At 62.1% G+C, this 25,973-nt stretch carries 23 protein-coding genes; 14 read left to right on the top strand and 9 right to left on the bottom strand.

Features of this window, described 5'->3' with window-relative positions:
- Positions 1-231 precede the first annotated feature (231 nt).
- Complete coding sequence (uraH, locus tag LMG28727_RS14195; protein ID WP_201642980.1) at positions 232-585, bottom strand: hydroxyisourate hydrolase; 354 nt, start codon at positions 583-585, stop codon at positions 232-234.
- A gap of 538 nt (positions 586-1,123) precedes the next feature.
- Between uraH and LMG28727_RS14190 the strand changes: the two genes are divergently transcribed.
- Positions 1,124-2,512: an 8-oxoguanine deaminase gene (locus LMG28727_RS14190; RefSeq protein ID WP_201642979.1), complete on the top strand. Its 1,389-nt coding sequence runs from the start codon at positions 1,124-1,126 to the stop codon at positions 2,510-2,512.
- A 175-nt stretch (positions 2,513-2,687) separates the two neighbouring features.
- Here the strand turns inward: LMG28727_RS14190 and LMG28727_RS14185 are convergent, their stop codons facing one another.
- Positions 2,688-3,620 (bottom strand): LysR substrate-binding domain-containing protein, encoded by a 933-nt coding sequence (locus LMG28727_RS14185; RefSeq protein WP_035545966.1) that lies wholly within the window; start codon positions 3,618-3,620, stop codon positions 2,688-2,690.
- 250 nt (positions 3,621-3,870) lie between these two features.
- On the opposite strand from LMG28727_RS14185, the gene LMG28727_RS14180 reads away from it, so the two are divergent.
- From LMG28727_RS14180 to LMG28727_RS14165, 4 genes are all read left to right on the top strand, one after another.
- Positions 3,871-5,472, top strand: a complete 1,602-nt coding sequence (locus LMG28727_RS14180) for an ABC transporter ATP-binding protein (RefSeq protein ID WP_201642978.1) — start codon at positions 3,871-3,873, stop codon at positions 5,470-5,472.
- Positions 5,473-5,559: 87 nt separating this feature from the next.
- Entirely contained in the window at positions 5,560-6,666 is a 1,107-nt protein-coding gene (locus tag LMG28727_RS14175; protein WP_201643305.1) for an ABC transporter permease, read from the top strand.
- 30 nt (positions 6,667-6,696) lie between these two features.
- Positions 6,697-7,626 (top strand): ABC transporter permease, encoded by a 930-nt coding sequence (locus tag LMG28727_RS14170; protein WP_201642977.1) that lies wholly within the window; start codon positions 6,697-6,699, stop codon positions 7,624-7,626.
- Between the two features lie 75 nt (positions 7,627-7,701).
- A complete protein-coding gene (locus LMG28727_RS14165; RefSeq protein WP_201642976.1) occupies positions 7,702-8,796 on the top strand; it encodes a BMP family ABC transporter substrate-binding protein in 1,095 nt (364 codons plus the stop codon).
- A 128-nt stretch (positions 8,797-8,924) separates the two neighbouring features.
- On the opposite strand, the gene LMG28727_RS14160 is transcribed toward LMG28727_RS14165, so the two are convergent.
- Positions 8,925-9,131 (bottom strand): dodecin, encoded by a 207-nt coding sequence (locus tag LMG28727_RS14160; protein ID WP_201642975.1) that lies wholly within the window; start codon positions 9,129-9,131, stop codon positions 8,925-8,927.
- Positions 9,132-9,391: 260 nt separating this feature from the next.
- Between LMG28727_RS14160 and LMG28727_RS14155 the strand changes: the two genes are divergently transcribed.
- The 3 genes from LMG28727_RS14155 to LMG28727_RS14145 all read left to right on the top strand — a co-directional run bounded on the left by LMG28727_RS14155 (position 9,392) and on the right by LMG28727_RS14145 (position 13,186).
- On the top strand, positions 9,392-10,984 hold the full coding sequence (locus tag LMG28727_RS14155) for an ABC-F family ATPase (RefSeq protein ID WP_201642974.1): 1,593 nt from the start codon (positions 9,392-9,394) through the stop codon (positions 10,982-10,984).
- A gap of 274 nt (positions 10,985-11,258) precedes the next feature.
- Positions 11,259-12,449: an NAD(P)H-dependent flavin oxidoreductase gene (locus LMG28727_RS14150; protein ID WP_201642973.1), complete on the top strand. Its 1,191-nt coding sequence runs from the start codon at positions 11,259-11,261 to the stop codon at positions 12,447-12,449.
- A 74-nt stretch (positions 12,450-12,523) separates the two neighbouring features.
- Positions 12,524-13,186 (top strand): OmpW/AlkL family protein, encoded by a 663-nt coding sequence (locus LMG28727_RS14145; protein WP_201642972.1) that lies wholly within the window; start codon positions 12,524-12,526, stop codon positions 13,184-13,186.
- 114 nt (positions 13,187-13,300) lie between these two features.
- On the opposite strand, the gene LMG28727_RS14140 is transcribed toward LMG28727_RS14145, so the two are convergent.
- Complete coding sequence (locus LMG28727_RS14140; RefSeq protein WP_201642971.1) at positions 13,301-13,504, bottom strand: DUF1289 domain-containing protein; 204 nt, start codon at positions 13,502-13,504, stop codon at positions 13,301-13,303.
- Between the two features lie 144 nt (positions 13,505-13,648).
- Positions 13,649-14,953 carry an Nramp family divalent metal transporter gene (locus LMG28727_RS14135; protein ID WP_201642970.1) on the bottom strand — a complete coding sequence of 435 codons (1,305 nt, stop codon included), beginning with the start codon at positions 14,951-14,953 and terminating at the stop codon, positions 13,649-13,651.
- Between the two features lie 547 nt (positions 14,954-15,500).
- On the opposite strand from LMG28727_RS14135, the gene LMG28727_RS14130 reads away from it, so the two are divergent.
- The 5 genes from LMG28727_RS14130 to LMG28727_RS34545 all read left to right on the top strand — a co-directional run bounded on the left by LMG28727_RS14130 (position 15,501) and on the right by LMG28727_RS34545 (position 19,857).
- Positions 15,501-16,601, top strand: coding sequence for a polyamine ABC transporter substrate-binding protein (locus LMG28727_RS14130; RefSeq protein WP_201642969.1), 1,101 nt, complete (start codon positions 15,501-15,503; stop codon positions 16,599-16,601).
- A 91-nt stretch (positions 16,602-16,692) separates the two neighbouring features.
- Positions 16,693-17,883, top strand: a complete 1,191-nt coding sequence (locus LMG28727_RS14125) for an ABC transporter ATP-binding protein (RefSeq protein WP_201642968.1) — start codon at positions 16,693-16,695, stop codon at positions 17,881-17,883.
- Positions 17,880-18,809 carry an ABC transporter permease subunit gene (locus tag LMG28727_RS14120; RefSeq protein ID WP_201642967.1) on the top strand — a complete coding sequence of 310 codons (930 nt, stop codon included), beginning with the start codon at positions 17,880-17,882 and terminating at the stop codon, positions 18,807-18,809. The genes LMG28727_RS14125 and LMG28727_RS14120 overlap by 4 nt, the downstream gene beginning before the upstream one ends.
- Positions 18,809-19,627 carry an ABC transporter permease subunit gene (locus LMG28727_RS14115; RefSeq protein ID WP_201642966.1) on the top strand — a complete coding sequence of 273 codons (819 nt, stop codon included), beginning with the start codon at positions 18,809-18,811 and terminating at the stop codon, positions 19,625-19,627. Before LMG28727_RS14120 ends, LMG28727_RS14115 begins: the two co-directional genes overlap by 1 nt.
- Before the next feature lie 101 nt (positions 19,628-19,728).
- A complete protein-coding gene (locus LMG28727_RS34545; RefSeq protein ID WP_268960481.1) occupies positions 19,729-19,857 on the top strand; it encodes a hypothetical protein in 129 nt (42 codons plus the stop codon).
- Positions 19,858-19,860: 3 nt separating this feature from the next.
- Here the strand turns inward: LMG28727_RS34545 and LMG28727_RS14110 are convergent, their stop codons facing one another.
- Together LMG28727_RS14110 and LMG28727_RS14105 are read right to left on the bottom strand one after the other, a co-directional pair.
- Positions 19,861-20,868 (bottom strand): alpha/beta fold hydrolase, encoded by a 1,008-nt coding sequence (locus LMG28727_RS14110; RefSeq protein WP_201642965.1) that lies wholly within the window; start codon positions 20,866-20,868, stop codon positions 19,861-19,863.
- A gap of 131 nt (positions 20,869-20,999) precedes the next feature.
- Entirely contained in the window at positions 21,000-22,502 is a 1,503-nt protein-coding gene (locus LMG28727_RS14105; protein WP_201642964.1) for a flavin-containing monooxygenase, read from the bottom strand.
- A 147-nt stretch (positions 22,503-22,649) separates the two neighbouring features.
- On the opposite strand from LMG28727_RS14105, the gene LMG28727_RS14100 reads away from it, so the two are divergent.
- Positions 22,650-23,333 carry a TetR family transcriptional regulator gene (locus LMG28727_RS14100; RefSeq protein WP_201642963.1) on the top strand — a complete coding sequence of 228 codons (684 nt, stop codon included), beginning with the start codon at positions 22,650-22,652 and terminating at the stop codon, positions 23,331-23,333.
- A 123-nt stretch (positions 23,334-23,456) separates the two neighbouring features.
- On the opposite strand, the gene LMG28727_RS14095 is transcribed toward LMG28727_RS14100, so the two are convergent.
- Complete coding sequence (locus tag LMG28727_RS14095) at positions 23,457-24,656, bottom strand: tetratricopeptide repeat protein (protein WP_201642962.1); 1,200 nt, start codon at positions 24,654-24,656, stop codon at positions 23,457-23,459.
- Between the two features lie 113 nt (positions 24,657-24,769).
- Positions 24,770-25,450, bottom strand: a complete 681-nt coding sequence (locus LMG28727_RS14090; RefSeq protein WP_201642961.1) for a PspA/IM30 family protein — start codon at positions 25,448-25,450, stop codon at positions 24,770-24,772.
- Positions 25,451-25,973 lie beyond the last annotated feature (523 nt).

Here is a 25,973-nt window from a genome sequence, read left to right as displayed (position 1 = left end):
GCGCCGACTGCGGGGTGAAAGACGCGCTGCGCTCAGTTCGCACCGCGCCATTGTTTAACAGCGCTTCGAGCCGGATCGCCGGTCGCCGGATCGCCGGATCGCCGGATCGCCGGATCGCCGGTCGCCGGCCGCCGGATCGAGCCGCACGCGGTCGATTGCGTTTCGCGGAAAGGTCACCGTGTCGGGCGACCCTCTGCGCAATGCAATCGAGCGAGCGTCCACGTCAGCCTCCTAGCTGCCGCGATACGTGCTGTATGACCACGGCGACACCAGCAGCGGCACGTGATAGTGCGCACCGGCATCGGCGACGCCAAAGCGCAGCACGACACGATCGACGAACCGCGGCTCCGGCACCTTCGTGCCGATCGACGCGAAATAGTCGCCCGCGCCGAACACGAGTTCGTATTCGCCGGCGACTAGCGCGTCGCCTTCGAGCAACGGCTGGTCGCAGCGGCCATCGTCATTGGTGGTGGTGGTTTTGAGCGCGCGGCGGGTGTCACCCGCGAGCGCGAAGAGTTCGACCTTGATGCCCGCGCCGGGACGGCCGTTCGCGGTGTCGAGCACATGGGTTGTGAGCTTTCCCATTCGCAATTTTCCTTGTGTGTTTGCGAGGTTTCGGCGGCGGCCCGATCCAGATACGTTTGCGGCGGATCGAGGCTCCACGTCAGTGGCTACATACCCGTCGGCGAATTGAAGCGAGCGCCGTGGCAGCCATTGTAGAAAGGATGTTCCGTTCAGCGCGCGCGAGATAGGAAAGATAAGCCCCGGCGCATGACAGACAGCCTGTTGAAAGCCTCAGCATACCGATTCGTGCGACTTTTACGTTGCATTGAATCTACCGGCGGATCGTACCGGCGCCAAAAAAGGCCCACTATATCGGCAGCGTGAAGGTGGGTATCTCAGTGGCGTGAGTTGTCAGCGTTTTTTTGGCCGTCGAAGGTTATGGCTGTGTGCCGCAGCAAACAGGAGCCCGAAGCGTTCGGGCGCGGCGCACACCCCGAAGACGGCGGAATACGCTGGGTAACCGGGCCAACGGCGTTCGACGGGACGCGGCGGCACGGTGAGCGTGCGCCACATCGCGTTCGAACGACTTTGCACGGAAGCATTGAAGCGGAGAAAACGAATGACGATGGAGCAGACGGCTAATAAGCCTAAGAAAACGATGCTGGTCAAGCACGCGGACGTGCTGGTCACGATGGACGGCGCCCGGCGCGAATTGCGCGACGGCGGCCTGTATATCGAGGACAACCGGATCGTCGCGGTCGGACCCACGGCGGACTTGCCGCAAACGGCCGACGAAGTGCTGGACATGCGCGGCCACCTGGTGATCCCGGGTCTCGTGAATACGCATCACCATATGTACCAGAGCCTGACGCGTGCGATACCCGCCGCGCAGAACGCCGAGTTGTTCGGCTGGCTCACCAGTCTCTACAAGGTGTGGGCAAACCTCACGCCGGAGATGATCGAAGTCTCGACGCTGACGGCGATGGCCGAGCTGCTGCTGTCCGGCTGCACGACGTCGAGCGATCATCTGTATATCTATCCGAACGGCAGCCGACTCGACGACAGCATCGCCGCCGCGCAGCGGATCGGCATGCGTTTTCACGCGGCGCGCGGCAGTATGAGCGTCGGGCAGAAGGACGGCGGTTTGCCGCCGGATTCAGTGGTCGAACGCGAGCCGGAGATTTTGAAGGACACCCAGCGTCTGATCGAGACGTACCACGACGAAGGCCGTTACGCGATGCTGCGTGTCGTCGTCGCGCCGTGCTCGCCATTCTCCGTGAGCCGCGATCTGATGCGCGAGTCGGCGGTGATGGCGCGGCAGTATGGTGTGTCGCTGCATACGCACCTGGCGGAGAACGTCAACGATATTGCGTACAGCCGCGAGAAGTTCGGCATGACGCCCGCGGAGTATGCGGAAGATCTCGGTTGGGTCGGTCACGATGTCTGGCATGCGCATTGTGTGCAACTCGACGATGCGGGTATCGAATTGTTCGCTCGTACGGGTACTGGTGTTGCGCATTGCCCCTGTTCGAATATGCGGCTTGCGTCGGGTATTGCGCCGGTCAGGCGGATGCGGCTGGCCGGCGTGCCGGTTGGCCTGGGCGTGGACGGATCGGCGTCGAACGATGGCGCGCAGATGGTCGCGGAAGTGCGGCAGGCGTTGCTGCTGCAGCGGGTCGGTTTCGGGCCCGACGCGATGACCGCGCGAGAGGCATTGGAAATCGCGACGCTAGGCGGCGCGAAGGTGCTCAACCGCGACGATATCGGCGCTTTGGCACCGGGCATGGCGGCGGACTTCGTGTCATTCGATCTGCGTCAGCCGCTGTTTGCCGGGGCCTTGCATGACCCGGTTGCGGCGCTGGTGTTTTGCGCGCCGTCGCAGGTGAGCTATAGCGTGATCGGCGGCAAGGTGGTGGTGAAGGACGGACAGTTGGCGACGCTGGAGCTGGGACCGGTCATTGAGCAGCACAACCGGCTGGCGAAGACGCTTTACGAAGCGGCAGCGTAACGGAGGCAGACAGCGGCGCGAACTGCGGAAGCAGCTTGCGGAAAGTAGGCGCAGACGCTGACATAGGCGTTGCCTGGGAATTGCCTAGGCGCAAAGAAAGCGCCGCAGGCCAATCAACGAGTTGGCCGCCGCCACCGGGCCACAAAGGCGGCGGCCAACTCGCAGCAGGAAGGCTTTAAGGCTTGTCGATCAACGTCCTGGTCGCCTCGGCAACCAGACTGCGCAACCAGCGCACTTCGTCGGAGTAATGCACGCGCTCGTGCCACAACTGGTAGTACTGCATCGGCGGGAAATCGAGCGGCGCGGGCACCACGGTGAGCGGCAAAAACTTCGCGTAGTAGTCGGCAAAGAGGCGCGTGGTCGTGAAGATCAGATCGGACTTGATCAGCACGTACGGCGCCAGATTGAAGTACGGCAACGTGACGACCACATGACGCTTCAGGCGCTCGCGCGCGAGGTGCACGTCGATCGCGCCGCGCTGGCCCACCGAATAGGGAGTAGGCGCAAGATGCGGCGCATTCAGGTACTGGTCGAGCGTGAGCCCGCCGCGTTTGGCGAACGGATGCGTGTTGCTCATCAGGCAGACGATCTGGTCGACAAACAGGTTCGACAGATGCAGTTGCTCCGGCGGCTCCGGCCAGTTGCCGACCACGGTGTCGAGCTTGCCGTCCTCGAGCGCGAGTTCGTAGTCGAAGGCGGGTCCGAGCGAGTGAAATTCGAGCGTCGCGTTCGGCGCGGCCTGGCGAAACCGTTCGACCACGGTCGGCACGAACAGCACGTTCAGGTAGTCGGGACAACCGATCCGGTAGCAACGGATCGATGTCGCCGGATCGAAGTTGTGCTGCTGGAACTTGATGCGTTCGATTTCGCGCAGCGCGTTCTGCACCGGTTCGAGCAGGCGCAGGCCGTACTCGGTCGGCACCATGCCGGATTTGCCGCGCACTAGCAGCGGGTCGCCGGTGATGTCGCGCAGGCGGCGCAGCGCCGCGCTGATGGCAGGTTGTGACTGATTCAGTTTGACGGCTGCGCGCGTGACGCTGCGCTCCATCAACAAGGTATGCAAGACGCGTAGAAGGTACGTATCGATCGCCTCGCGTTGCTGACTCATGACTTCTCCGAAATATATGTTCTGGCTGATCGAACGGGCGTTGGGGTATATGCTTTTTAATATGAACGAAAAACCGCGTCAAGAGAGGCATACCCGCAGAGCTTGCTACGACGCGGGTTTGCGGGAATTTTGGCGGCTCGACTGACTGGGTCGAATTAGGTATTGTCACCCGGTTGTGGTGACGGATCGTCTGCCGGCAAGGTGGACGGACACGCTGTAACCGGCAGTCTCTGACGTACTACGGAATCACATGAGCGACTCTTCTTATAGCAACGGCGCCGCCGCGCAGCCGGCAAACAGGCCGGAACAGGCGACGCCCAGGCTGGTGCTCTCGGGCATCACCAAACAATATCCGGCCGTGCGCGCCAACGACGACGTCACGTTGATCGTGCAGCCGGGTGAAATCCATGCGGTGCTCGGCGAAAATGGCGCCGGTAAAAGCACGCTGATGAAGATCATTTACGGCGCGGTGCGGCCCGATGCCGGCGAGATTCGCTGGGAAGGCCAGCCGGTCGAGATCGCGAGTCCGGCGGCGGCGCGCAAGCTCGGCGTCGGCATGGTGTTCCAGCATTTTTCGCTGTTCGAGACGCTCACGGTCGGCGAAAACATTGCGCTCGCACTCGACGAACCGTTCGATCTGAAGACGCTGTCCAAACGGATCCGCGAAGTGTCGGCCGACTACGGCCTCGACATCGACCCGCAGCGTCACGTGCATAGCCTGACGGTGGGTGAGCGGCAACGCGTCGAGATCGTGCGCTGCCTGCTGCAGAACCCGCGTCTGCTGATCATGGACGAACCGACTTCGGTGCTGACGCCCCAAGCGGTGCGCAAGCTGTTCGCGACGCTGCGCCGGCTCGCGGCCGAAGGCTGCAGCATTCTCTACATCAGCCACAAGCTCGACGAAATCCAGGAACTGTGCGACACCGCGACGGTGATGCGCGGCGGCCGCGTGACCGGTCATGTGAAGCCGAAGGGCGAAACGCATGCGTCGCTCGCGCAATTGATGGTCGGCCACTCGCTGCCCGATTACACACGGCGCGAGCACAACCCCGGCGCGGTGCTGCTCGACGTGAAGGAGTTGTCGGTGCAAAGCGACGACCCGTTCGGCACGTCGCTGAACAACGTGTCGTTCGGCGTGCATGCCGGCGAGATCTTTGGCATCGCCGGTGTGTCGGGCAACGGGCAGGCGGAATTGCTGTCGGCGCTGTCGGGCGAGAAACGTGGCGGGCGCGCCGACGCGGTGACGATTTGCGGTAAAGCGGCAGCGCGCATGGGCGCGGGTGGCCGTCGCTCGCTCGGCTTCGGCTTCGTGCCCGAAGAGCGGCTTGGACGCGGTGCGGTGCCGGCGATGTCGCTGTCGGAAAACGCATTGCTGACCGCGCATCGTCAGCAGATGGTGAAGTCGGGCTGGATCAAGGCGGGCGCGATGCGCGCATTCGCGAAGCGCTGCATCGAAGCGTTCGACGTGCGCTGCGGCGGTTCGGAAGCACTCGCGCAAAGTCTGTCGGGCGGCAATCTGCAGAAATACATCATGGGACGCGAGATCCTGCAGGCGCCCAAGGTGCTGGTGGTCGCGCAACCCACGTGGGGTGTCGACGTCGGCGCGGCGGCATTCATTCGCCAGCAGTTGCTCGATCTGTCCGCGCGCGGTGTAGCGATCCTGGTGATCTCGGAAGAACTGGAGGAGTTGTTCGATATCTGCGACCGCATCGCGGTGCTGGCCGGTGGCCGACTGTCGCCGGTGCGTGCCACGGGCGCGACCAATGCCGAGGAGATCGGCCGCTGGATGGCGGGCCTGTTCGGCGGACGCGAAGGCGCGGCGCCGTCGGCGGAGCAGCCGGCGCATGCGTAACGCAACGCCGGCTTGCCGGGCCAACCGGTGCGGCCCGACAACTTCGACCACTTCGACAACAACAACGCGCTCAATCACACGCTACCCATGACCTTTCCTTACCGACTCGAAGCACGCACGACGCCCTCGCGGACGATGCAACTCGCCGTGCCGCTGATCGCCGCGCTGCTCACGCTGGTGATCGGCTTCCTGATTTTCAGCCTGGTGGGCCGCGATCCGCTGGAGGCGATGCACGCTTTCTTTATCGAACCGCTATCCAGCGTGAACGGCTGGTCCGAACTGCTGCTGAAGGCGTCGCCGTTGTGCCTGATCGGCCTCGGTCTGGCAGTCGGCTATCGCGCGAACGTCTGGAATATCGGCGCTGAAGGGCAGATGCTGCTCGGCGGGATTGCCGCGAGCGGTGTCGCGATCTATTTCGATCAGGCTACCGGCTGGTGGATTCTGGTCACCATGATGATCGCCGGGGTGGTCGGCGGCATGGTGTGGGCGGCGATTCCCGCGCTGCTGAAAAGCCGCTTCAACACCAACGAGATTCTCGTCAGCCTGATGCTCACGTACGTGGCCACGCAGTTGCTGATCTATCTGGTCAGCGGCCCGTGGCGCGATCCGCAGGGGATGAATTTCCCGCTGTCGGAGATGTTCAGCGGCGACGCGCTTTACCCAACGCTGTATGGCGACTGGCACTGGAAATGGCTGCGCGGCACGCGGCTGAACGCGTCGGTGTTCGTCACGCTGGTCGCGATTCCGCTGGTGTGGATTTTCATGCGCAAGAGCTTCGCGGGCTACAAGATGAACGTCGGCGGTCTTGCGCCGCTCGCCGCGCGCTACGCGGGTTTCTCCGACAAGAAAACCATCTGGACCTCGCTGCTGATCAGCGGCGGCCTCGCAGGCCTCGCCGGCATGGGCGAGATCGCCGGTCCGATCGGCCAGTTGCAGGCGACCTGGTCGCCGGGTTATGGCTTCACCGCGATCATCGTCGTGTTCGTCGGCCGGCTGCATCCCGTCGGCATCGTGCTCGCGAGTCTGCTGATGGCGCTGTTGTATCTCGGCGGCGAAGCCGTGCAGACCTCGATGCAATTGCCGCAGGCGCTTTCCGGTGTGTTCCAGGGGCTGCTGCTGTTCTGCCTGCTGGGTGCCGACCTGTTCGTGAACTACCGTGTGCGCCGCCGTTCGCTGGCCGCTCCCGCTCACTGATCCGTTCACCGCTTTTTTTCAGCCGATCTCATGGATATCCAACAAGCTAGCGCGCTCACTTCGAGCGCCGTCACCGCCGCGATTCCGCTGATGTTCGCGGGTGCAGGCGAACTCGTCACCGAAAAATCCGGTGTTCTGAACCTCGGCGTCGAAGGAATGATGCTGATGGGCGCCGTGAGCGGTTACGCGGTCACGGCAATTACCGGCAACCCTTGGCTCGGCGTGCTCGCCGCGATTGGCGCCGGTCTCGCGATGTCGCTGCTGTTCGCGTTCCTCACGCTGACCATGCTCGCCAACCAGGTCGCCACCGGTTTGTCGCTGACGATCTTCGGCATTGGGCTGTCCGCCTATGTCGGCAAGCCGTACACGTCGGCAGCGGTGCGCGCGACCATCGACACGTGGACCATTCCCGGGCTCTCGAAGATTCCCGTGCTCGGTCCTGCGTTTTTCAGCCTCACGCCGCTCGATTACCTCGCGTTCCTGATGTTCGCGGTGATCGGCTGGTTCCTGTACCGCACCCGTGCGGGCCTCGTGCTGCGCTCGGTCGGCGAATCGCCGCAAGTGGCGCATTCGGTCGGCTTTCCGGTGGTCGGCGTGCGCTACGGCGCGGTGGCTTTCGGCGGCGGCATGGCAGGACTCGCGGGTGGCTACTACTCGATCGTCAATCTGCACCTGTGGCAGGAAAACCTGACGTCGGGCCGTGGCTGGATCGCGCTCGCGCTGGTCGTATTCGCGACGTGGCGCCCTGGGCGTCTGCTGATCGGCGCGCTGCTGTTCGGCGCGGTAACCGGTCTGCAGTTCTACGCACAGGCAATCGGCGTGCCGGTCCCGACGCAATTCCTCGCGATGCTGCCGTATATCGCGACGGTCGTCGTGCTGGTCGTGATCTCGCGCAATCCGAACACGATCCGTCTGAATGCGCCCGCTTCACTGGGCAAGCCGTTTTTCTCGGCGGGTTGATGGGGCAGCCCGTCCAAATGTTTTGCATCACCTGATAAACACAACCGCACACTATTGAACACGACAGGAGAGAACATGAAGAGAAGAAATCTGCTGACCGCCTTTGCGTGGGGCGCGGCCTCGCTCGCGCTTGCCGCACCGTTCGCGCAAAGCGCGCAAGCTGCCGACGCACCCGGCGTTGCATTCGTCTACCTCGGCAATCCGGGCGATGCTGGCTGGACCTTTGCGCACGACGCGGGCTCGAAGCAGGCCGAAGCGAAGTTCGGCAACAAGATCAAGATCACGCGGGTCGAGAACGTGCCGGAATCGGCCGACTCGGAACGCGTGTTCCGCGATCTCGCGAACAAGGGCAACAAGATCATCATCGGCACGAGCTTCGGCTATCAGGATTTCATGCTGAAGGTCGCGAAGGATTTCCCGGACACCGTGTTCCTGCACGCCACCGGCTATAAAAAGGCGCCGAACTTCGGTACCTACGACGTGCGTATGTATCAGGGCGCGTACCTGGCCGGCGTCGCAGCGGGCAAGGTGACGAAGACGAACACGCTCGGTTTCGTCGCGTCGGTGCCGATTCCGGAAGTGATCCGCAACATCAACGCGTACACACTCGGCGCGCGCTCGGTGAATCCGAACGTGCATACGAAGGTCATCTGGATCAACAGCTGGTTCGATCCGGGCAAGGAAAAGCAGGCGGCTGAAACGCTGATCGGCCAGGGCGCAGACGTGCTGCTGCAGAACACCGATTCGAGCGCGACACTGGCGACCGCATCGGAGAAACACGTACACGCGTTCGGCTGGGATTCGGACATGAAAAAGTTCGGTCCTGACGCGCACCTGGGCTCGGTGGTCGGGAATTGGGGCGTCTACTACAACGCAGCGATCCAGCAGGTGCTCGACGGTAAGTGGAAGAACGATCCGGTGTGGTGGGGCATTCCGCAAAAAGCGGTGTCGCTCGACGACGTGAACACCTCGGCGATCCCGGCTGACGGGCTCAAGCAGGTCGCCGCGAAGCGCGACGAACTGGCGAGCGGCAAGTGGGACGTGTTCACTGGCCCGATCAAGGATCAGTCGGGTGCGGTCAAGGTGCCCGCTGGCAAGACGCTCGGCGACGCCGATCTGCAACGTATCAACTGGTATGTGGAAGGCGTGGACGGTGCGTTGCCGAAGTAAGGGCTCGAGCCGGGCTTGATCCGGCAATCGCGGCATCGAAAAAGCTGCGTCCCGCACGGACGCAGCTTTTTTTCGCTTGGGCGTTGGCTCTGGCTAGCTGTGGCGACAGGAATGCCTCCGGCTGCGCGTCACTCGATGCGCAAACCGACCTTGATCGTCACCTGCCAGTACGCCACCTTGTCATCCTCGATCTGACCCCGCGTTTCGATGACTTCGAACCAGTGCAGGTTGCGTAACGTCTTCGACGCTTTGGCAATCGCGGTGCTGACGGCGTCGTCGATCGATTTTTTCGACGAGCCGGTCAGTTCGATCTGTTTGTACACGTGTTCCGACATGAACTTCCTCCTTTGATCTTCGTTGGTGTTCAAAAAGTATAGGCAACCGGACCTGTGGCGCACGGTCATTGGGTGAGCGAGTGATGTCGCACGTCGCGTGCCCGGCGGTGTCCAGACAGGCACGCGCGGTTTTATCCGGTGTCTGATGCCGGTTACATCACTGATGCGTGACAGGCGCCCGACGTGCGCGTGGGTTGATTTCGCGATAACCTGCTAAAATATTGGGTTTTTCGCCGATATCACATTCAAAGGGACGCGCCGTGCTGTCTACCGCCAATATCACCATGCAATTCGGGCCCAAGCCCCTCTTCGAGAACATCTCGGTCAAATTCGGGGGAGGCAACCGCTATGGCCTGATCGGTGCGAATGGCTGCGGTAAATCCACCTTCATGAAGATTCTGGGTTCCGATCTGGAGCCGAGTTCGGGCAACGTGATGCTCGAACCGAACATTCGCCTCGGTAAATTGCGCCAGGACCAGTTCGCGTACGAAGACGTGCGCGTGCTCGACGTCGTGATGATGGGCCACGCTGAAATGTGGGCCGCGATGACCGAGCGCGACGCGATCTACGCGAACCCCGACGCGACCGACGACGACTACATGCACGCGGCCGAACTCGAAGCGAAGTTCGCCGAGTACGACGGCTACACGGCAGAAGCGCGCGCGGGCGAACTGCTGCTGGGCATCGGCATCGCAATCGAAGACCACAACGGTCCGATGAGCAATGTTGCGCCGGGCTGGAAACTGCGCGTGCTGCTCGCGCAGGCGCTGTTCTCGAAGCCGGACGTGCTGCTGCTCGACGAGCCGACCAACAACCTGGACATCAACTCGATCCGCTGGCTGGAAGACGTGCTCAACCAGTACAACTCGACGATGATCATCATCTCGCACGATCGACACTTCCTGAACCAGGTCTGCACGCACATGGCCGACATGGACTTCGGCACGCTGAAGGTCTATCCGGGCAACTACGACGATTACATGCTGGCCAGCACGCAGGCGCGCGAGCGTCAGCAGAACGCCAACGCGAAGGCCAAGGAACGCGTGGCCGACCTGCAGGACTTCGTGCGCCGCTTCTCGGCGAACAAGTCGAAGGCACGTCAGGCAACCAGTCGTCTGAAGATGATCGACAAGATCAAGATCGAGGAATTCAAGCCGTCGTCGCGTCAGAACCCGTTCATCCGCTTCGAGTTTGAAAAGAAGCTGCACAACATCGCGGTGGTGGCCGAGAAGATTTCGAAGAAGTACGAACGGACCATCTTCAACGACTTCAGTGTCAGCGTGCAGCCGGGCGAGCGTATCGCGATCATCGGCGAGAACGGCGCGGGCAAGACCACGCTGCTGCGTTCGCTGCTGGGCAAGCTGGAACTCGATCACGGCAACGTGAAGTGGGCGGAAAACGCGAACATCGGCTACATGCCGCAAGACACGTACGAAGAGTTTCCGCAAGACATCACGCTGATGGACTGGATCGACGGCTACCGTCAGGAAGGCGACGACGAGCAGATGGTGCGTGGCACGCTGGGCCGCCTGCTGTTCAATGCCGACGACATCCGCAAGTCGGTGAAGGTGCTCTCCGGTGGCGAGAAGGGCCGCATGATCTGGGGCAAGCTGATGCTGGGCCGCCACAACGTGCTGCTGATGGACGAGCCGACCAACCACATGGACATGGAATCGATCGAGTCGCTGCAGATCGCGCTCGACAAGTTCGAAGGCACGCTGATTTTCGTGTCGCACGACCGCGAGTTTGTCAGCGGCCTGGCGAACCGGATCATCGAAGTGAAAACCGATGGCACGTTGAACGACTTCGGTGGCAACTACGAAGAGTTCCTGACGAGCCAGGGCGTGCAGTAAGGGTTGTCAATCTAAACGCCTTTTGCTTCACGTAGCATCGCCAAGCCCGCTTCTTCGAAGCGGGCTTTTTTATTGCGCATGCGGTGCGCTAAAACGCATGCCGTGACGTAGCGCATACGAGATCGCAGCGGCAATTAAAGCCCGCTCCAGATGACCCGCGTCAACGCATCGCCACTCGTTCTGCGATCATTCGCCGTCCGGTTGACCTGAAGCAAAGCACGCCGCGCGCGACAGCCGATCATCAGCGGTTCGATCCTTCACCATCGGGCCCGTCATGCTCAACTCTCATTGTTTTCCGCCGCTGGTCATCCGCGGCCGCTCGTTGCTGCCGATCGTACAGGGCGGCATGGGCGTCGGCATTTCCGCGCACCGGCTGGCCGGCAGCGTCGCTCGCGAAGGGGCGCTTGGCACGATCGCCAGTATCGATCTGCGACATCATCATCGTGACCTGATCGAGTTATGCCGCCAGTCGCCCGACACGACGACGTTAGAACACGCCAACCTTACCGCGCTGAAGCGTGAAATCCACGCAGCCAAAGCCCTCGGCGAAGGCCACGGCATGATCGCCGTCAACGTAATGAAGGCGCTCAACGCGCAGGCCGACTACGTGCGCGTGGCCTGCGAAAACGCTGCCGACGCGATCGTGATGGGCGCGGGCCTGCCGCTCGATTTGCCGGAGATGACCCACGGGCATGACATCGCGTTGATCCCGATTCTGTCGGACAGTCGCGGCGTCGCGCTCGTGCTCAAGCGCTGGATGAAGAAAGGCCGCTTGCCTGACGCTGTGGTGATCGAACACCCGGCGCACGCGGGCGGACATCTCGGCGTCGGCAACCTCGCGGACATGCACGATGGGCGCTTTGAATTCGAGCGCGTGCTCGAAGAACTCGACACGACGTTCAAGTCGCTCGGCCTCAGCCGGCAGGATGTGCCGTTGATCGTCGCGGGTGGCATCAATAGTCACGAGGCCGTGCGTACGCTGCTCGACGCGGGCGCGAACGGCGTGCAACTCGGCACGCCGTTCGCCGTCACCGAAGAAGGCGACGCGCATCCGAACTTCAAACGTGTGCTGGCCGAAGCGACCCCGGACGACATCGTCGAATTCGTCAGCGTGACGGGTTTGCCCGCGCGCGCCGTGAAAACCCCGTGGCTCACGCGCTATTTGCGGCACGAAACGAAAATCCGCGACAAGCTCGGCGCACTCCGGCACGCGTGTCCAACCGCACTCGAATGCCTGAGTAGGTGCGGCTGGCGCGACGGCATCGAGAAATTCGGTCACTTCTGCATCGACACACGGCTCGCGGCGGCGTTGCGCGGTGACGTCGCCAACGGTCTGTTTTTCCGGGGACGTGAAGCGTTGCCGTTCGGTTCGGCAATTCGCAGCGTCCATGATCTGATCGAACTGCTGCTGACCGGCAACACGCGACCCGCTGTCGCAGCGCGCTGGTCGTTCTCGCTGGGTTGATACGGGTCAACCCGCACGCTGACGCGAACTTCGACAATTCCCTGACGACATCAATCAATGACACGGGGAAGCCTATGAAGTACTCGCTCAGCAAGAAGATCAGGACCGCCGCCGTTGTATCGGGCCTGCTATGCGCAGCGTTGATCACGCAGCAGGCACGCGCGCAATCAACGGGTGACGATCCAATCAGCGGCATTCACGCCGGCGACGTGCTGGTGCGTTTGCGCGCGATCAGCATCATGCCGGACGTGCGCACCAGCAACACGCTGTCGGCGCTCAAGGTGGGCGTCAACAATGCGATCGTGCCGGAACTCGATTTCACCTACATGATCCGCGATGACCTGGGCGTCGAACTGATTCTCGGCACGTCGCGGCATCAACTCACCTCGAGCCTCGGCAATCTCGGCGGCGTGAACGTGCTGCCGCCGACGCTGCTATTGCAATACCACTTCAACCATGCGGGGCGCATCCGTCCGTACGTCGGCGCGGGTCTCAATTACACACTGTTTTATAACAATGGTCTGAGTGCAGGGGGCGAGTCGATCGGCATCAACAATCACAGCTTCGGGCCCGCGTTGCAGGCCGGTGTCGACGTGCAGGTCACGCGCAAGCTGTTCGTCAATGCGGATATCAAGAAAATCTGGATGCATACCGACGCGACGCTCGGCGGCGCGCCGATTGGCCGCCTGAATATCGATCCGCTGATCGTCGGACTGGGTGTCGGTATGAAGTTCTGACCGTGTGAGCCAGCGTGCCCGTTTCAAAGGGCACGGCGGCAGGGAGGGCACGGCGGGCGGAGTGGGCGGAGTGGGCGAAGTGGGCGTGGCGGGCGTGGCGGGCGTGGCGAAAAACTACAGTTTGTCGTTCCTGAAGCGCATCGCCGTGCCTTCGTGCTCGATGCGCGTCCAGATGGCGCGCTTTTCTTGGTCGCTGAGGAAAACCCAGTTGGACACTTCGCCGGCGGTGCGGCCGCAGCCCTTGCACACATCGTCGAACAGGGTGGAGCAGACGCCGATGCACGGGCTGTCGGGAAGATCGTGGAGATTCGAAGCCATCGGAAACCTTGGGGCGGGAAAGCAAAGTTCCGCTATGTTAGCCGATGCGGCGTGCGCGGTTCGGCGAGGCAGCCGGGACGCAGCGCGAAGCACCCGGCGGATGCGCAAGTTGGGACGCACCTTACCGCGCGCATGCCGGCAACGCTACCCACCCGTCGCCAACTGCCACAGCAGCGCGCCATTCAGCACAACGATAAACGCCGCCGACAGCCACGCCAGCGCCAGCGGCACGCCGCGCACCCGCCATCCGCGCATGAGCCCGGCATCCGACGTGAAGCGGATCAGCGGCACCACGGCTAACGGCAATTGCAGGCTCAAGACCACCTGGCTTGCTACCAGCAACTGATTCGAGCCGTGCTGGCCAAACAGTGCGACGGCCAGCAGCGCGGGCCCGATCGCGAGCGCGCGCGTCAGCAGCGCGCGTTTCCAGCGCGGCAGCTTCAGCCGTAGAAAACCCTCCATCACCGCCTGACCCGCCAGCGTGCCCGTAACGGTCGCGCTCAGCCCGCAGGCCAGCAACGCGGCCGCAAACAGGATGCTGGCCCAACGCGAGCCGACCAGCGGCGCAATCAGGCGATGAGCATCGGCGAGATCGGTCACGTCGCGGTGGCCGCTCGCATAGAACACGGCGGCGGCCACGATCAGCAGCGCCGCGTTGATGACGAACGCAAACGTCAGCGAGCCGAACGTATCGATATTGACGACGTGCAGCGCGGCCTTGATCTGCGCGTCGCTGCTATCGAGCGCATGGTGTTTGACGAGCGCCGAATGCAGATACAGGTTATGCGGCATCACCGTCGCGCCGACGATGCCCGCCGCCAGCCACACCATGCCCGCGTTCCTCAGCAATTCGGCGCTCGGCACGGTGCCGGCCAGCGCGGCGTGCCAGTCGGGTTTCGCGAGCGCTAGCTGGACCACGAAGCACAGGCCGACGAAGCCGATCAGCGCGGCGATCACCGCTTCGAGCTTGCGGCCGCCTTTCTGCTGGAGCGCGAGCAGCGCGAACGTGCAGACCGCCGACATCAGCACGCCGACCGTCAGCGACACGCCCAGCAGCAATTGCAAGGCGACGGCGCTGCCGACCACCTCGGCGACGTCGCACGCGATGATCGCGACCTCGCTGGTCAGCCACAGAAAGAGGGTGGCGCGGCGGCTGGTGCGCTCGCGGCAGATTTGTGCGAGATCGCGTCCGGTCACGACGCCCAGCCGTGACGACAGCCATTGCATCAGCACGCCCATCAGGCTTGACAGCAACACGATGCCGAGCAGCCGGTAGCCGTAACCGGCGCCCGCGCCGAGCGCGGTGGCCCAGTTGCCGGGATCGATGTAGCCGACGGCGATCAGCGCGCCCGCGCCGACGAATGAAAACCAGTGCGCCGGGCGTGCCGCGCCATCGCCGGGTACGCGCCGGCGTCGATTCGATCGCCACGTGGATGGGTTGGTGTTCATCGATGCCTGAGTTTGAGACTGCATCCGGGGCAAGCCACGTGCCCGCTGTCCGCTGCGTCGACACCGGTGCGCGGCAAAGGCGCAAAGGTGCACAGGTGTAGAGGTGCAGAGGTGCAGAGGTGCAGAGGCGGGCGCATGCGGATAGACGAGACAGGCGGCACGACGCAGTCCGGTAAAGCGCCTCGCGAATTCGCGTCGCGCGGTTCCGGGCCGGCCCCGCCTCGTCCCCATAGACTCATTGTGCACCGTGAAACGCGCTACCGCTCATGCCCTTGCTGCCGGCACGGCCAGCGGAACTTGACAACGAGATAACAGCGCCTGGCCGCCCGGCGTTTTTTTCGGGTAGACACGCGCCGATAACCCGATAAAATTGCGCCCATTTTCCAATGGTGCGGCGTGCGCTGTACCCTTTGCGCGACACCTCGGCGTTTTTTTTGGTCCGCGCAATAATTGGTGGTAGTTTTCGGGTTTTTCAGGGGAGCCGCGGGCGCGATGCCGCGGCTGAATGACGGCGACCGGCTTGGGCCGGCCAGGATCGGAGAACGGGATGAAAAGACGGGTAGTGGGTCATGTGGCAGCGCTGGTTTTGTGCGCCGCGCCCTGGTTGGCGGCCGCTGCGAAGGATACGCAGCTCAACGTGTATAACTGGTCCGATTACATCGCCAAAGACACGATCCCGAATTTCACCAAGCAGACCGGCGTCAAGGTCAAGTACGACAACTACGACAGTGACGACACGCTGCAGGCCAAGCTCCTTACTGGCAGCTCCGGCTACGACATCGTCGTGCCGACCAGCAATTACGCGGGCAAGCAGATTGCCGCCGGCATCTTCGCGCCGCTCGACAAGTCGAAGCTGCCGAACCTGAAATACCTCGATCCGTCGCTGATGGCGCTGGTGGCAGGCGCCGATCCGGGCAACCAGTACGTGGTGCCCTGGGCCTACGGCACGACCGGTCTTGGCTACAACGTCACCAAAGTCCAGCAGATTCTCGGCAAGAACGTGCCGCTCGATAACTGGGACATCCTGTTCAAGCCGGAAAACATTTCGAAGCTGAAAGCCTGCGGCGTGTCCGTGCTCGACGCACCGGACCAGATGTTCGCCGCCGCACTGCACTACATCGGCAAAGACCCGATGAGCACGAACCCGGCCGACTACCACGCCGCGCTCGACATGCTGAAGAAGATCCGCCCGTATATCACGCAGTTCAACTCGTCGGGCTACATCAACGACCTGGTCGGCGGCGACGTGTGCTTCGCATACGGCTGGTCGGGCGACGTCGTGATCGCCAAGCATCGCGCGGCTGAAGCGAAAAAGCCGTACAAGATCGAGTACTACGTGCCGAAGGGCGGTGCGCCGGTCTGGTTCGACGTGATGGCGATTCCGAAAGATGCGAAGAACAAGGAAGCCGCGCTCGAGTGGATCAACTACATCGAAACGCCGCAGGTCCACGCCGCGATCACCAACGAAGTCTATTACCCGAGCGCCAACACAGAGGCGCGCAAGTACGTGAGCAAGGACGTGGCGAACGACCCGGCGGTGTACCCGTCACCGGAAACCATCAAGACCCTGTTCCTGCTGAAGCCGTTGCCGCCGGAAATCCAGCGGCTGCAAACGCGGCTGTGGACTGAGTTCAAGTCTGGCCGATGAGTGCCGTAAGACTGAACGGGTAAGTATCATCATGAAGCCCTCGGTGTCCACCGGGGGCTTTGTACGTCAAACGCCGGAGTAAAGCATTGTGATGAGTAGTGACCAGCCGGGCGCAGGGGCAGCAGCGCCCGCGTCGTCCCAGGGCCCGAATGCGGGGATGAGCGGCGGCGCGAACGCGGCCAACAGCGACGCCGCGGACCAGTTCATCCAGATCGTCGATGTCGTCAAGAAGTTCGGCGACACGGTCGCGGTCAAGGGCGTCAACCTGTCGGTGAAGAAAGGCGAACTGTTCGCGCTGCTCGGCAGTTCCGGCTGCGGCAAGTCGACCTTGCTGCGGATGATGGCCGGTCTCGAAACCGTGAGCTCCGGCAGGATCCTGATCGACGGCGAAGACCTCGCGCAACTGCCGCCGTATCGACGGCCGGTCAACATGATGTTCCAGTCGTACGCGCTGTTTCCGCACATGACGGTGGAGTCGAACGTCGCGTTCGGCCTGAAGCAGGAAGGCGTGCCGAAAGCCGAACTGAACGAGCGCGTGCAGAGCGCGCTCGAACTCGTGCAGATGGGCCGCTTCGCGAAGCGCAAGCCGCATCAGCTTTCCGGTGGTCAGCAGCAACGCGTGGCGCTCGCGCGTTCACTGGTCAAGCGGCCCAAGCTGCTGCTGCTCGACGAGCCGATGTCCGCGCTCGACAAGCAGATTCGCCAGCGTACGCAGATCGAGCTGGTCAATATTCTCGATCAGGTCGGCGTGACCTGCGTGATGGTCACGCACGATCAGGAAGAGGCGATGACCATGGCGGACCGCCTCGCCGTGATGAGCGAGGGCGAGATCATTCAGCTCGGCACGCCGCATGAGGTCTATGAGTATCCGAACAGCCGCTTTTCAGCCGGCTTTATCGGCTCGACCAATCTGTTCGAAGGCCACACGGTCGAAGACGAACCCGACTACGTGTTTATCGAAACGCCCGACCTGCCGTGCCGCCTGTACGTGAGCCACGGCATTACCGGCCCGCTCGGCATGCCGGTGACCATCTCGGTGCGCCCCGAACGTATCGCGCTCACGCGCAAGCCGCCTGAAGGCGCGTACAACTGGGGCAAGGGCGTCGTCACGAATATCGCGTACATGGGCGGCTATTCGCTGTATCACGTGAAGCTGGAGGGCGGCAAAACGGTGATCGCGAACGTGACGAGCCTCGCGCTGACCGAGATCGATCCGCCCACGTGGGGCGACGAGGTCTACGTGCGCTGGAGCGCGTCGGCCGGCGTGGTGCTGACGTCATGACGCGCCTGTTCCATTCGTTGGCCACGTGGCCGGTGCGGCGCTTCAATCTCACGAGCCGCACCGCCGTGGTGGCGGGGCCGTTCATCTGGCTGCTGCTGTTTTTCCTCGTGCCGTTCCTGCTGGTCGTGAAGATCAGTTTCGCCGATCTGCAACTCGGTATTCCGCCGTACACGCAACTCACCACCTTTGCCGACGGCGCGCTTCACATCACGCTCGACCTGTCGCACTACGCGTTTCTGCTGACCGACAGTCTGTATTTCGCGACCTATGTGAGTTCGGTGGTGATCGCGGCGATCTCGACATTCCTGTGTCTGCTGATCGGTTATCCGATGGCGTATTACATTGCGCGCTCGAACCCGAAGAACCGCAATCTGCTGATGATGGCCGTGATGCTGCCGTTCTGGACCTCGTTCCTGATGCGCGTGTATGCGTGGATCGGGATTCTGAAGAACAACGGCTTGCTGAACAATTTCCTGATGTCGATCGGGCTAATTCATTCACCGATCGAGTTGTATCACACGACCATCGCGGTCTATATCGGCATGGTGTATTCGTACCTGCCGTTCCTTGTGATGCCGCTGTACGCGCATCTGGTGAAGATGGACATGACCTTGCTCGAAGCCGCGTACGACCTCGGCGCGAAGCCGTGGAAGGCGTTCTGGCAGATCACCTTTCCGCTGTCGAAGAACGGCATCATCGCCGGCTGCCTGCTGGTGTTCATCCCGGCGGTGGGCGAGTACGTGATTCCGGAACTGCTCGGCGGCGCGGATACGCTGATGATCGGCCGCGTGATGTGGAATGAGTTCTTCGACAATGCGGACTGGCCGATGGCCTCCGCGGTGACGTGTGCAATGGTGTTGCTGTTACTGGTGCCGATGGCGTTTTTCCAGCGCGCGCAGGCGAAGGCGATGGAGGAAAGGCGCTGATGAAGCCGAATCGTTTCTGGCAGTTTCTGGCGCTCGGTATCGGGTTTCTGTTCCTGTACATCCCGATCGTGAGCCTCGTCGTGTATTCGTTCAACGAGTCGCAACTGGTCACCGTATGGACGCGTTTCTCGACGCGCTGGTACGCCGCGTTGCTACAGGACGACGAGTTGATCGCCGCCGCGTGGTTGTCGTTGCGCATCGGCTTGTTGACGGCGTTCGCGTCGGTGTTCATCGGCACGTGGGCGGGTTTCGTGCTCGCGCGCATGGGGCGCTTTCGCGGCCTCACGCTGTACACCGGCATGATCAACGCGCCGCTCGTGATTCCCGAAGTGATTCAGGGCATCTCGCTGCTGCTGCTGTTCATCGAACTGGGCAAGCTGCTTGGCTGGCCCGCCGGACGTGGCATCTTCACGATCTGGATCGGTCACGTGATGCTGTGCATGTCGTATGTCGCGATCATCGTGCAGTCGCGTGTGAAGGAGTTGAATCCGTCGCTTGAAGAAGCTGCGCTCGATCTGGGTGCAACCCCCGTGCGCGTATTTTTCTTCATTACATTGCCGCTGATTTCACAGGCGCTTGTGTCAGGATGGCTGCTGTCTTTCACGTTGTCGATCGACGATCTGGTATTGTCGGCGTTCCTGTCCGGCCCCGGTTCGACGACATTGCCGCTGGTGGTGTTCTCGCGCGTGCGGCTCGGCTTGAATCCCGAGATGAACGCGCTGGCCACGCTGTTTATCGCCGTGGTCACGGTTGGCGTAGTGGCAGCCAACTTCTTCATGCAGCGGGCGGAGCGCAGGCGGGCAGTGCTGGCGGTCTAGTTTTTCGATGCCTCGCGCGATGCAGATCGTGCATCACGCGAGGGGTCGCCGGTTGATTCCAGACTGCTCTGAATGCCTCTTCCATCCTCCCCTCGGCGACCATGATTGATTGCTTTGCAAGCGCGTTTGCTCGCGTCTCCGGCTGGGACCAGCTGTATTACCTGTGGGAACTGCTGGTCATGCTCTGGAAGCTCTTTCTGGGGCTTTTGCGCATGCTCGGCGGCGGTTAGATTTCAAGCCGGCGCGCGGCGAGTGGGTTGGTCCGCCGCGTCGGCGGCATTCAGCGCAGCCGCATGCGCATCCGGCGTGCCGAGAAACGTGCGCAGATCGGCCATCACGCGCTCGGGCGCTTCTTCCATTGGAACGTGGCCGAGCCCCGCATACATCACCGACTTCGCGCCCGGTATGCGGCTCGCAAATTCTTCCGCGTGCGCAGGCGGAATCCAGCGATCTTTCGCGCCCCACAACACCAGCGTCGGCACGTTCAGCGTTCTCAGCACGTTGGTGTCGACTTCGTTGAAATCGAGCGTGGGCACCATCTTGCCGATCGCTGCGCGGGTGCCTTCTGCATGGAAAAATTCGACGTAGCGCCGCAGTGTAAGCGCGTCGATCTTGCGCGGATCGCCATAGACATTGCGGACTGCGCTTTTGATGATGGCTTCCGGCAGCCACCACGGCGAACTCATCCGCACCAGCGCGCTATTGAACAGGCCGATGTAGATCGGCAGCTTCATCGGAAAGCCGGCCGAGTCGATCAGCACCAGCTTGTTGACCGCCTCGCGATGACGTATCGCGTAGTCCCATGCGATCAGGCCGCCGAGCGAGTTGCCGATGAACGTCGCAGGCGCAATATTGAGCGCTTGCAGGAAGGTGTCGATGAAGCGCCGGTAAGTCGGCAGATTCATCGTTTCGATGTCACCGGTGCTCGAGCGCAGCGGTCCCGTTACGCCGAACGGCGGCAGATCGACGCGGATCACACGATGCGTACGCTTGAGTTCATCGGCCACGCGATTCCACGTATGCAGCGACGATGCAAAGCCGTGAATCATCACGATCGGCTTGCCTTGGCCCTCGTCGACGTAGTGGACGTCGGCGCCCATGATCTTCACGAAGTTCGAGCCGCTTTGCGTATAGCGTCGACGTAGATCTTCGCGCGATACGCTGGTGATGCCAAGCCGCGCGGCGATCGAACGCGAAGGCAGCGCGGTGGATGAGGACGTGCTGGAGTCGATGCGGGTCATGTTTTTGTCTCCCTTTTTAATCCCTTCAGTCCATTGCCGCTTCGCTTGCGCCGCGCAACGGCCGCGGTCTTGCGCGAGCGCGACGGTCTCCCAATCCGACACGCGCCGGAGCGCTCACAGCATTGAAGGCTTTATCGTCCGAAGCGGTAATCGTGCGGCCGCACGCGCCGCGTGCGATGGCGAAAGCTGAACGTGAACCCCGGCCACAGCGCTGTCACTTTGCCGCTTTGCGTCTGATACCAGCTGTGGCATCCGCTGGTCCACACAGAATGCTGCATGTGCTGTTGCAAACGCGCGTTGAATTTCTGCTGCACGTCGGGCCGCAAGTTCATCGTGCGTGCATTGCGCTTGCGCAGCACGCGCAGACAATCGGCGATGTATTGCACCTGCGACTCGATCATGTAGATCATCGAGTTGTGACCGAGACCGGTATTCGGGCCGACGATCATGAAGAAGTTCGGGAAGTTCGCGATGCTGGTGCCGAGGTACGCCTGCGGTCCGTCACGCAACCACATCGCGCCGAGATCTGCGCCTTCGAGGCCGGTTACGTCGAACGGAGCGCCGACATCGTTGACCTGAAAACCCGTGCCGCAGATGATCGCATCGGCGCCATGATGCACGCCGTCATCGGTCACGATGCCGTTTGCGACGATCTCGCGGATGCCGGTCGTCACCACGTCGACATTGGGCTGGCTGATGGCGGGGAAGTAATCGCTCGACAACAGCACGCGCTTGCAGCCTAGCCGGTAGTTCGGCGTCAGCTTTGCGCGCAGCGCCGGGTCTTTCACGCGGCGTTCCAGGTAGCTCAGGCCGAATTTCATCGGCAGCTTCATCAGCTTGGGATTGACCACGAACGCGAGCGCGCGCGATTCGAGTTGCCAGTAGATCGCGTTGCGCACGAAGCGCTGCGTGAACGGCAAATGGCGGAACAGCCACTGCGCGCGCGGACCGACCGGCTTGTCCGGCTTCGGCATGATCCACGGCGCGGTGCGCTGGAACAGATCGATGTGCGCGGCCCGCCGCTGGACGTGCGGCACGAACTGAATCGCGCTCGCGCCGGTGCCGATCACCGCGACACGCTTGCCATCGAGCGGATACGCGTGGTCCCAGCGCGCCGAGTGAAACAGCTTGCCTTCAAAGCGATCGAGCCCGGCGATCTTCGGCATCGCGGGACGTGACAACGGCCCGCTTGCGGCGATCACGATATCGGCTTCAATCGTTTCGCGGATGCCGTTCACATCGACTTCGACGTGCCACACCTGGCGGCTTTCGTCAAAACGCGTCGACGCCACGCGCGCATGGCAGCGCACGTAACGCTCGACGCCGTACTTGCGCGCGCAATGCTTCAGATACGCGAAGATTTCTGCCTGACCGCCAAACGCTCTCGACCACGCCGGATTCGGCTCGAACGAAAAGGAATAGAGATGCGAGGGGACGTCGCAGGCCGCGCCGGGATACGTGTTGTCACGCCATGTCCCGCCGATGTCCGCCGCCGCCTCGTAAATCGTGAACGACGTGATGCCCATCTGCTGCAGACGGATCGCCATGCCGATGCCGGCAAAGCCGCTGCCGACAATGGCAATGCGTGGCGCAACCGGATTGGAAGGGGCAGGTCTCACAACGGTCTCCGGCATGGGACAAAATTCACGGGTTCACGCATTTGCGGTGTGTACATGTGTCTACTGCAGCATAACGCGCAGGGTAGACAACTGTACACTTCGCGTCAAGATCGTTTAGAGTGCTGCTATTAAACGCGTTTGCCGCACGGTGATTGAAAGCCCATGAAATCCGCACCCGACCCGGCGTCTGCCGCTGATCGACGCGCTGCCGCCAGCCATCAATTGCCGGCGGGCAAGCGCAAACTGATCGAAGCCGCGTTGCGGCTGACAGCGGGCGGCCGCAGTTTCGCAAGCCTCGGCCTGCGCGAACTCGCGCGCGAGGCGGGGCTGAATCCCAACACGTTCTATCGTCATTTCAGTGCGCTCGACGAACTCGCGCGCGAGGCGGTCGAATCGGTCAGCCGGCGTTTGCGGCCCATGCTGCGGCGCGAACGCTGGCTCGCCGCGCACGACGAGCCGCATAGCGTGCCGCGTCGCGCGTGCGTTGCGTTTTTTGCGTTTACGCTGGAGAACCGCGCGGCGTTCCAGAGTGCGCTGGTCGAATATCACGGCACGTCGCCGGCGCTGCGTGAGGCAGTGCGGGCGAATCTGCATGAGGTGTCGGCGGAAATGGCGGACGACGTCGTGCAACTGGAATTAATGCCGACGCTGGCACGCGACACGGTCGACGAAGTCTGCACGCAGATCGTGTTGCAGTTGTTCCACCTGTCGGCCGAATACATCGACGCGGATACCGCGCGGCGCGATGCGCTGATCGCTTACGCGGAGCGCTTTATCGTCAGGCTGTTTGCGGGGTCGATACTGCTTGCGCAGCATGACGGGGGCAGGGCGTTTGCGTCCGGATGAATGCGCGAATGAATGGGCCAATGAGTCGGCCGATGAATACGCCAATGAGTGCGCATAAAAAAACAGGCTCCCTGAATTAAAGGAGCCTGTTTTTCATTCGACGCTAGAGGGTTGCAACGTTACTCAGGTGTCCGACCACCCGCCCGAATCGTCGTTGCTACCCATATCGACTCCGCCACCGCCGTCGTTCCAGTCGTTCGAACCCTGACCGAAGTCGACCCCACCGTCGTTGCCGCCATCGTTGCCGCGGCGGCGCGATTCATCGTCGACGATGACATCGCGTTCCACCACGCGTTCGCGCCCGGAGTTCAGCGCTTCACCCAGCAGCACGCCTGTCAACAGACCACCCATGCCGCCGCCAAAGCCGCCACCGCCTTGCTGCACGATGACCTGCGGCGGCTGTTGCTGATACGGACCTTGCTGCGGATAAGGTGCTTGCGGAGGATTGCCGAAACGCTCGGCTTCCTGCGCATAAGACGACTGTTGTGTGCCGGCTGGCGCCGCATACGGATCGGGCTTGCCGTCCGCGCGCGCGCGCAAGCTGCCGACGCGTTGTTCCAGTTCATCGAGCTGGTACGGCGGCAACGGATTCTTGCCGTTCGACAAGCCCTCGACAACGCCGCGCAATTGATCTTCCGTTGCTTCGACCTCTTTTTCCAGCGCCTCATGACCCGCCAAGGTGGAAAGCTTCACGTCGAGCTTCAGCGAACGCACGGTGTTCAGCAAGTCCGTTGCGCGCTTCAGTTGCACGCGACGGTCGTCGTCCGCACGCGTGTCTTCCTGCGAGCGGGCACGACGCAGCGTCCAGCGTAGCACCAGCGCGATCAAGCCAATCAGAATAATGATGCCGATCCACATACCGACCCCCGGACCATGCCGTGGTTGCGCTTGCGATGCCATCGCCGATTGTTGCTGCACAGCAGGCGCATTCTGCTGCGCGAACGGATTCGCGGCGCGGCCGATGGTGTTGCCGTTGTTGCTACTGAGATTACCTGCGCGTTCCGCGTCGCGGCGGATGCGTGCTTCGGTTTGGGCGAAACGGGTGGGATCGGTGAAGCGGATTTGCGGGTCGAGCGTTTTGGCCTGTTGAACCTGAGCCAGCGCGTCCGCATAACGGCCTTCGCGATCGAGTACCTGGCTATACAGATAGTGCGCGTGCGCATTGTTCGGATGGGCCTGCAGCACTTCGCTCAAACCGGCATCGGCCTGTTGCCAGTTGCCTTGTGACATTGCCGATTCGATCTGCTGCGCCGTGGGCAACGCGAACGCGGCAGCCGAGACAAACAGTGCTGAAGCGAACGCGGTGGCGAGAAGTTTTTTCATATGCGGGCCGGGCGCATGGCACCCGTCTCCTTCAGTCGTTTCGGTGGCCGTGCAGCGCATCGGCCGGCGTACCGTCGCCGCACAGGCGACGCCGGTACGTAGTGCAAACGCAATTACTGGGCCGGCGTGTTGATCTGTTTCTTCAACGCTTCGAGACGGTCTTCGACGGACGGGCCGCGATTCAGATCGGCGAGCTTGTCGTCGAGCGCCTTGCCGCTTTTCTGGTCGGCGGAATTCAGGCGTGCGTCAGAACGTGCATTCGACAACGCAACCTTGTCTTCGAGCTTCTGAAAATCTTCGGACAGATTCTTTCCGCCGATGCCACCCAGCGCGGTGGCCGCGGTGTCTTTGGCCTGTGCAATCTGCTGCTTGGCCTGCAGGATGTTCGAGCGTGCGTTCAGTTCGTTACGACGGCTGCGCATGTCGTCGATCTGGCTCTTCAACTGCGCGACCGACGGTTCCAGCGTGGTGAGTTCTTTCGTCAGCGCATCGCGTTCGGCTTCAGCCGTGGCTTGCGCGCCGAGTGCTTCGCGAGCGAGTGTTTCATCGCCGGATTGCAGCGCGCGCTTCGCGCCGTCTTCGTATTTCTTCGCCTTGTCTGCGGCAACGTCGCGCTTGCTCTGTTGCGTGGCCACCTGCGCCTGAATCTCGATCAACGAATTTTCGGCTTTGCCGATGCTGTCGTCGAGTTCGCGCACGATTTGCCGCGAGTCGCGCGACGGATCTTGCACGGAGTCGGCTGCGTCGTTCAGAAGACCTTTGAGCGTGCGCGAAATGCTGTCAAAAAGCGACATGAAAAACCTCCAGAGAATGGTGTCGGCGCTGAATATCTCACGCGCTCAACTACTTTCAACTGCTACTTTACGCCGCCGCGCCGGAAGCTGCGCAACGTTCGGACCGGAGTTCGGGGCGTACTCTTCAATTGCAATAGCCAAACGATAAATTGTTCGATTTGAATTGCGAGTGGCAGACAGTTGTCGTGTTAAAACGCGTGACCGTCATCAAGCGGCTGGCGGATATTACACCATTGCCTTTCTTAAATTTGGCTTAAAGGGCGCGATGACGGAGCCCTTTACTTTGCACATCGCAGGTGTCGGTAGCATGACCGCGGGAGGGGCGCTTTTCCGTCAATCGACGCCACGGTATTCGGAATTGCCGGTTTCAGGACGCGCCATAAATGTCGCCGTGAACGAAGCTGAACGATCGATAACGCCCAGCCATTTTTCATCGCTTCAGCTTGCAATATCGAAAGCCAATTCGACGATCGAATAAGGACCGCGGCGGCACGTGCGCGGGTGCATCGCGACATACCGGTTT

The organism is Paraburkholderia metrosideri, from assembly GCF_904848625.1.
In the GTDB taxonomy this organism is placed as follows: Bacteria; Pseudomonadota; Gammaproteobacteria; order Burkholderiales; family Burkholderiaceae; genus Paraburkholderia; species Paraburkholderia metrosideri.
The sequence above is the reverse complement of the archived record's forward strand: the minus strand, read 5'-3'. Positions and strand labels throughout refer to the sequence as shown.

What these genes read in the sequence shown, in the direction of transcription:
- LMG28727_RS14135 (WP_201642970.1), bottom strand. Translation starts at nt 14,953, where the DNA reads ATGAACACCAACCCATCCACGTGGCGATCGAATCGACGCCGGCGCGTA.
- LMG28727_RS14185 (WP_035545966.1), bottom strand. Translation starts at nt 3,620, where the DNA reads ATGAGTCAGCAACGCGAGGCGATCGATACGTACCTTCTACGCGTCTTG.
- LMG28727_RS14165 (WP_201642976.1), top strand. Translation starts at nt 7,702, where the DNA reads ATGAAGAGAAGAAATCTGCTGACCGCCTTTGCGTGGGGCGCGGCCTCG.
- LMG28727_RS34545 (WP_268960481.1), top strand. Translation starts at nt 19,729, where the DNA reads ATGATTGATTGCTTTGCAAGCGCGTTTGCTCGCGTCTCCGGCTGGGAC.
- LMG28727_RS14105 (WP_201642964.1), bottom strand. Translation starts at nt 22,502, where the DNA reads ATGCCGGAGACCGTTGTGAGACCTGCCCCTTCCAATCCGGTTGCGCCA.
- LMG28727_RS14175 (WP_201643305.1), top strand. Translation starts at nt 5,560, where the DNA reads ATGACCTTTCCTTACCGACTCGAAGCACGCACGACGCCCTCGCGGACG.
- LMG28727_RS14090 (WP_201642961.1), bottom strand. Translation starts at nt 25,450, where the DNA reads ATGTCGCTTTTTGACAGCATTTCGCGCACGCTCAAAGGTCTTCTGAAC.
- LMG28727_RS14190 (WP_201642979.1), top strand. Translation starts at nt 1,124, where the DNA reads ATGACGATGGAGCAGACGGCTAATAAGCCTAAGAAAACGATGCTGGTC.
- LMG28727_RS14145 (WP_201642972.1), top strand. Translation starts at nt 12,524, where the DNA reads ATGAAGTACTCGCTCAGCAAGAAGATCAGGACCGCCGCCGTTGTATCG.
- LMG28727_RS14120 (WP_201642967.1), top strand. Translation starts at nt 17,880, where the DNA reads ATGACGCGCCTGTTCCATTCGTTGGCCACGTGGCCGGTGCGGCGCTTC.
- LMG28727_RS14110 (WP_201642965.1), bottom strand. Translation starts at nt 20,868, where the DNA reads ATGACCCGCATCGACTCCAGCACGTCCTCATCCACCGCGCTGCCTTCG.
- LMG28727_RS14150 (WP_201642973.1), top strand. Translation starts at nt 11,259, where the DNA reads ATGCTCAACTCTCATTGTTTTCCGCCGCTGGTCATCCGCGGCCGCTCG.
- uraH (WP_201642980.1), bottom strand. Translation starts at nt 585, where the DNA reads ATGGGAAAGCTCACAACCCATGTGCTCGACACCGCGAACGGCCGTCCC.
- LMG28727_RS14125 (WP_201642968.1), top strand. Translation starts at nt 16,693, where the DNA reads ATGAGTAGTGACCAGCCGGGCGCAGGGGCAGCAGCGCCCGCGTCGTCC.
- LMG28727_RS14140 (WP_201642971.1), bottom strand. Translation starts at nt 13,504, where the DNA reads ATGGCTTCGAATCTCCACGATCTTCCCGACAGCCCGTGCATCGGCGTC.
- LMG28727_RS14095 (WP_201642962.1), bottom strand. Translation starts at nt 24,656, where the DNA reads ATGAAAAAACTTCTCGCCACCGCGTTCGCTTCAGCACTGTTTGTCTCG.
- LMG28727_RS14180 (WP_201642978.1), top strand. Translation starts at nt 3,871, where the DNA reads ATGAGCGACTCTTCTTATAGCAACGGCGCCGCCGCGCAGCCGGCAAAC.
- LMG28727_RS14170 (WP_201642977.1), top strand. Translation starts at nt 6,697, where the DNA reads ATGGATATCCAACAAGCTAGCGCGCTCACTTCGAGCGCCGTCACCGCC.
- LMG28727_RS14130 (WP_201642969.1), top strand. Translation starts at nt 15,501, where the DNA reads ATGAAAAGACGGGTAGTGGGTCATGTGGCAGCGCTGGTTTTGTGCGCC.
- LMG28727_RS14160 (WP_201642975.1), bottom strand. Translation starts at nt 9,131, where the DNA reads ATGTCGGAACACGTGTACAAACAGATCGAACTGACCGGCTCGTCGAAA.
- LMG28727_RS14100 (WP_201642963.1), top strand. Translation starts at nt 22,650, where the DNA reads ATGAAATCCGCACCCGACCCGGCGTCTGCCGCTGATCGACGCGCTGCC.
- LMG28727_RS14115 (WP_201642966.1), top strand. Translation starts at nt 18,809, where the DNA reads ATGAAGCCGAATCGTTTCTGGCAGTTTCTGGCGCTCGGTATCGGGTTT.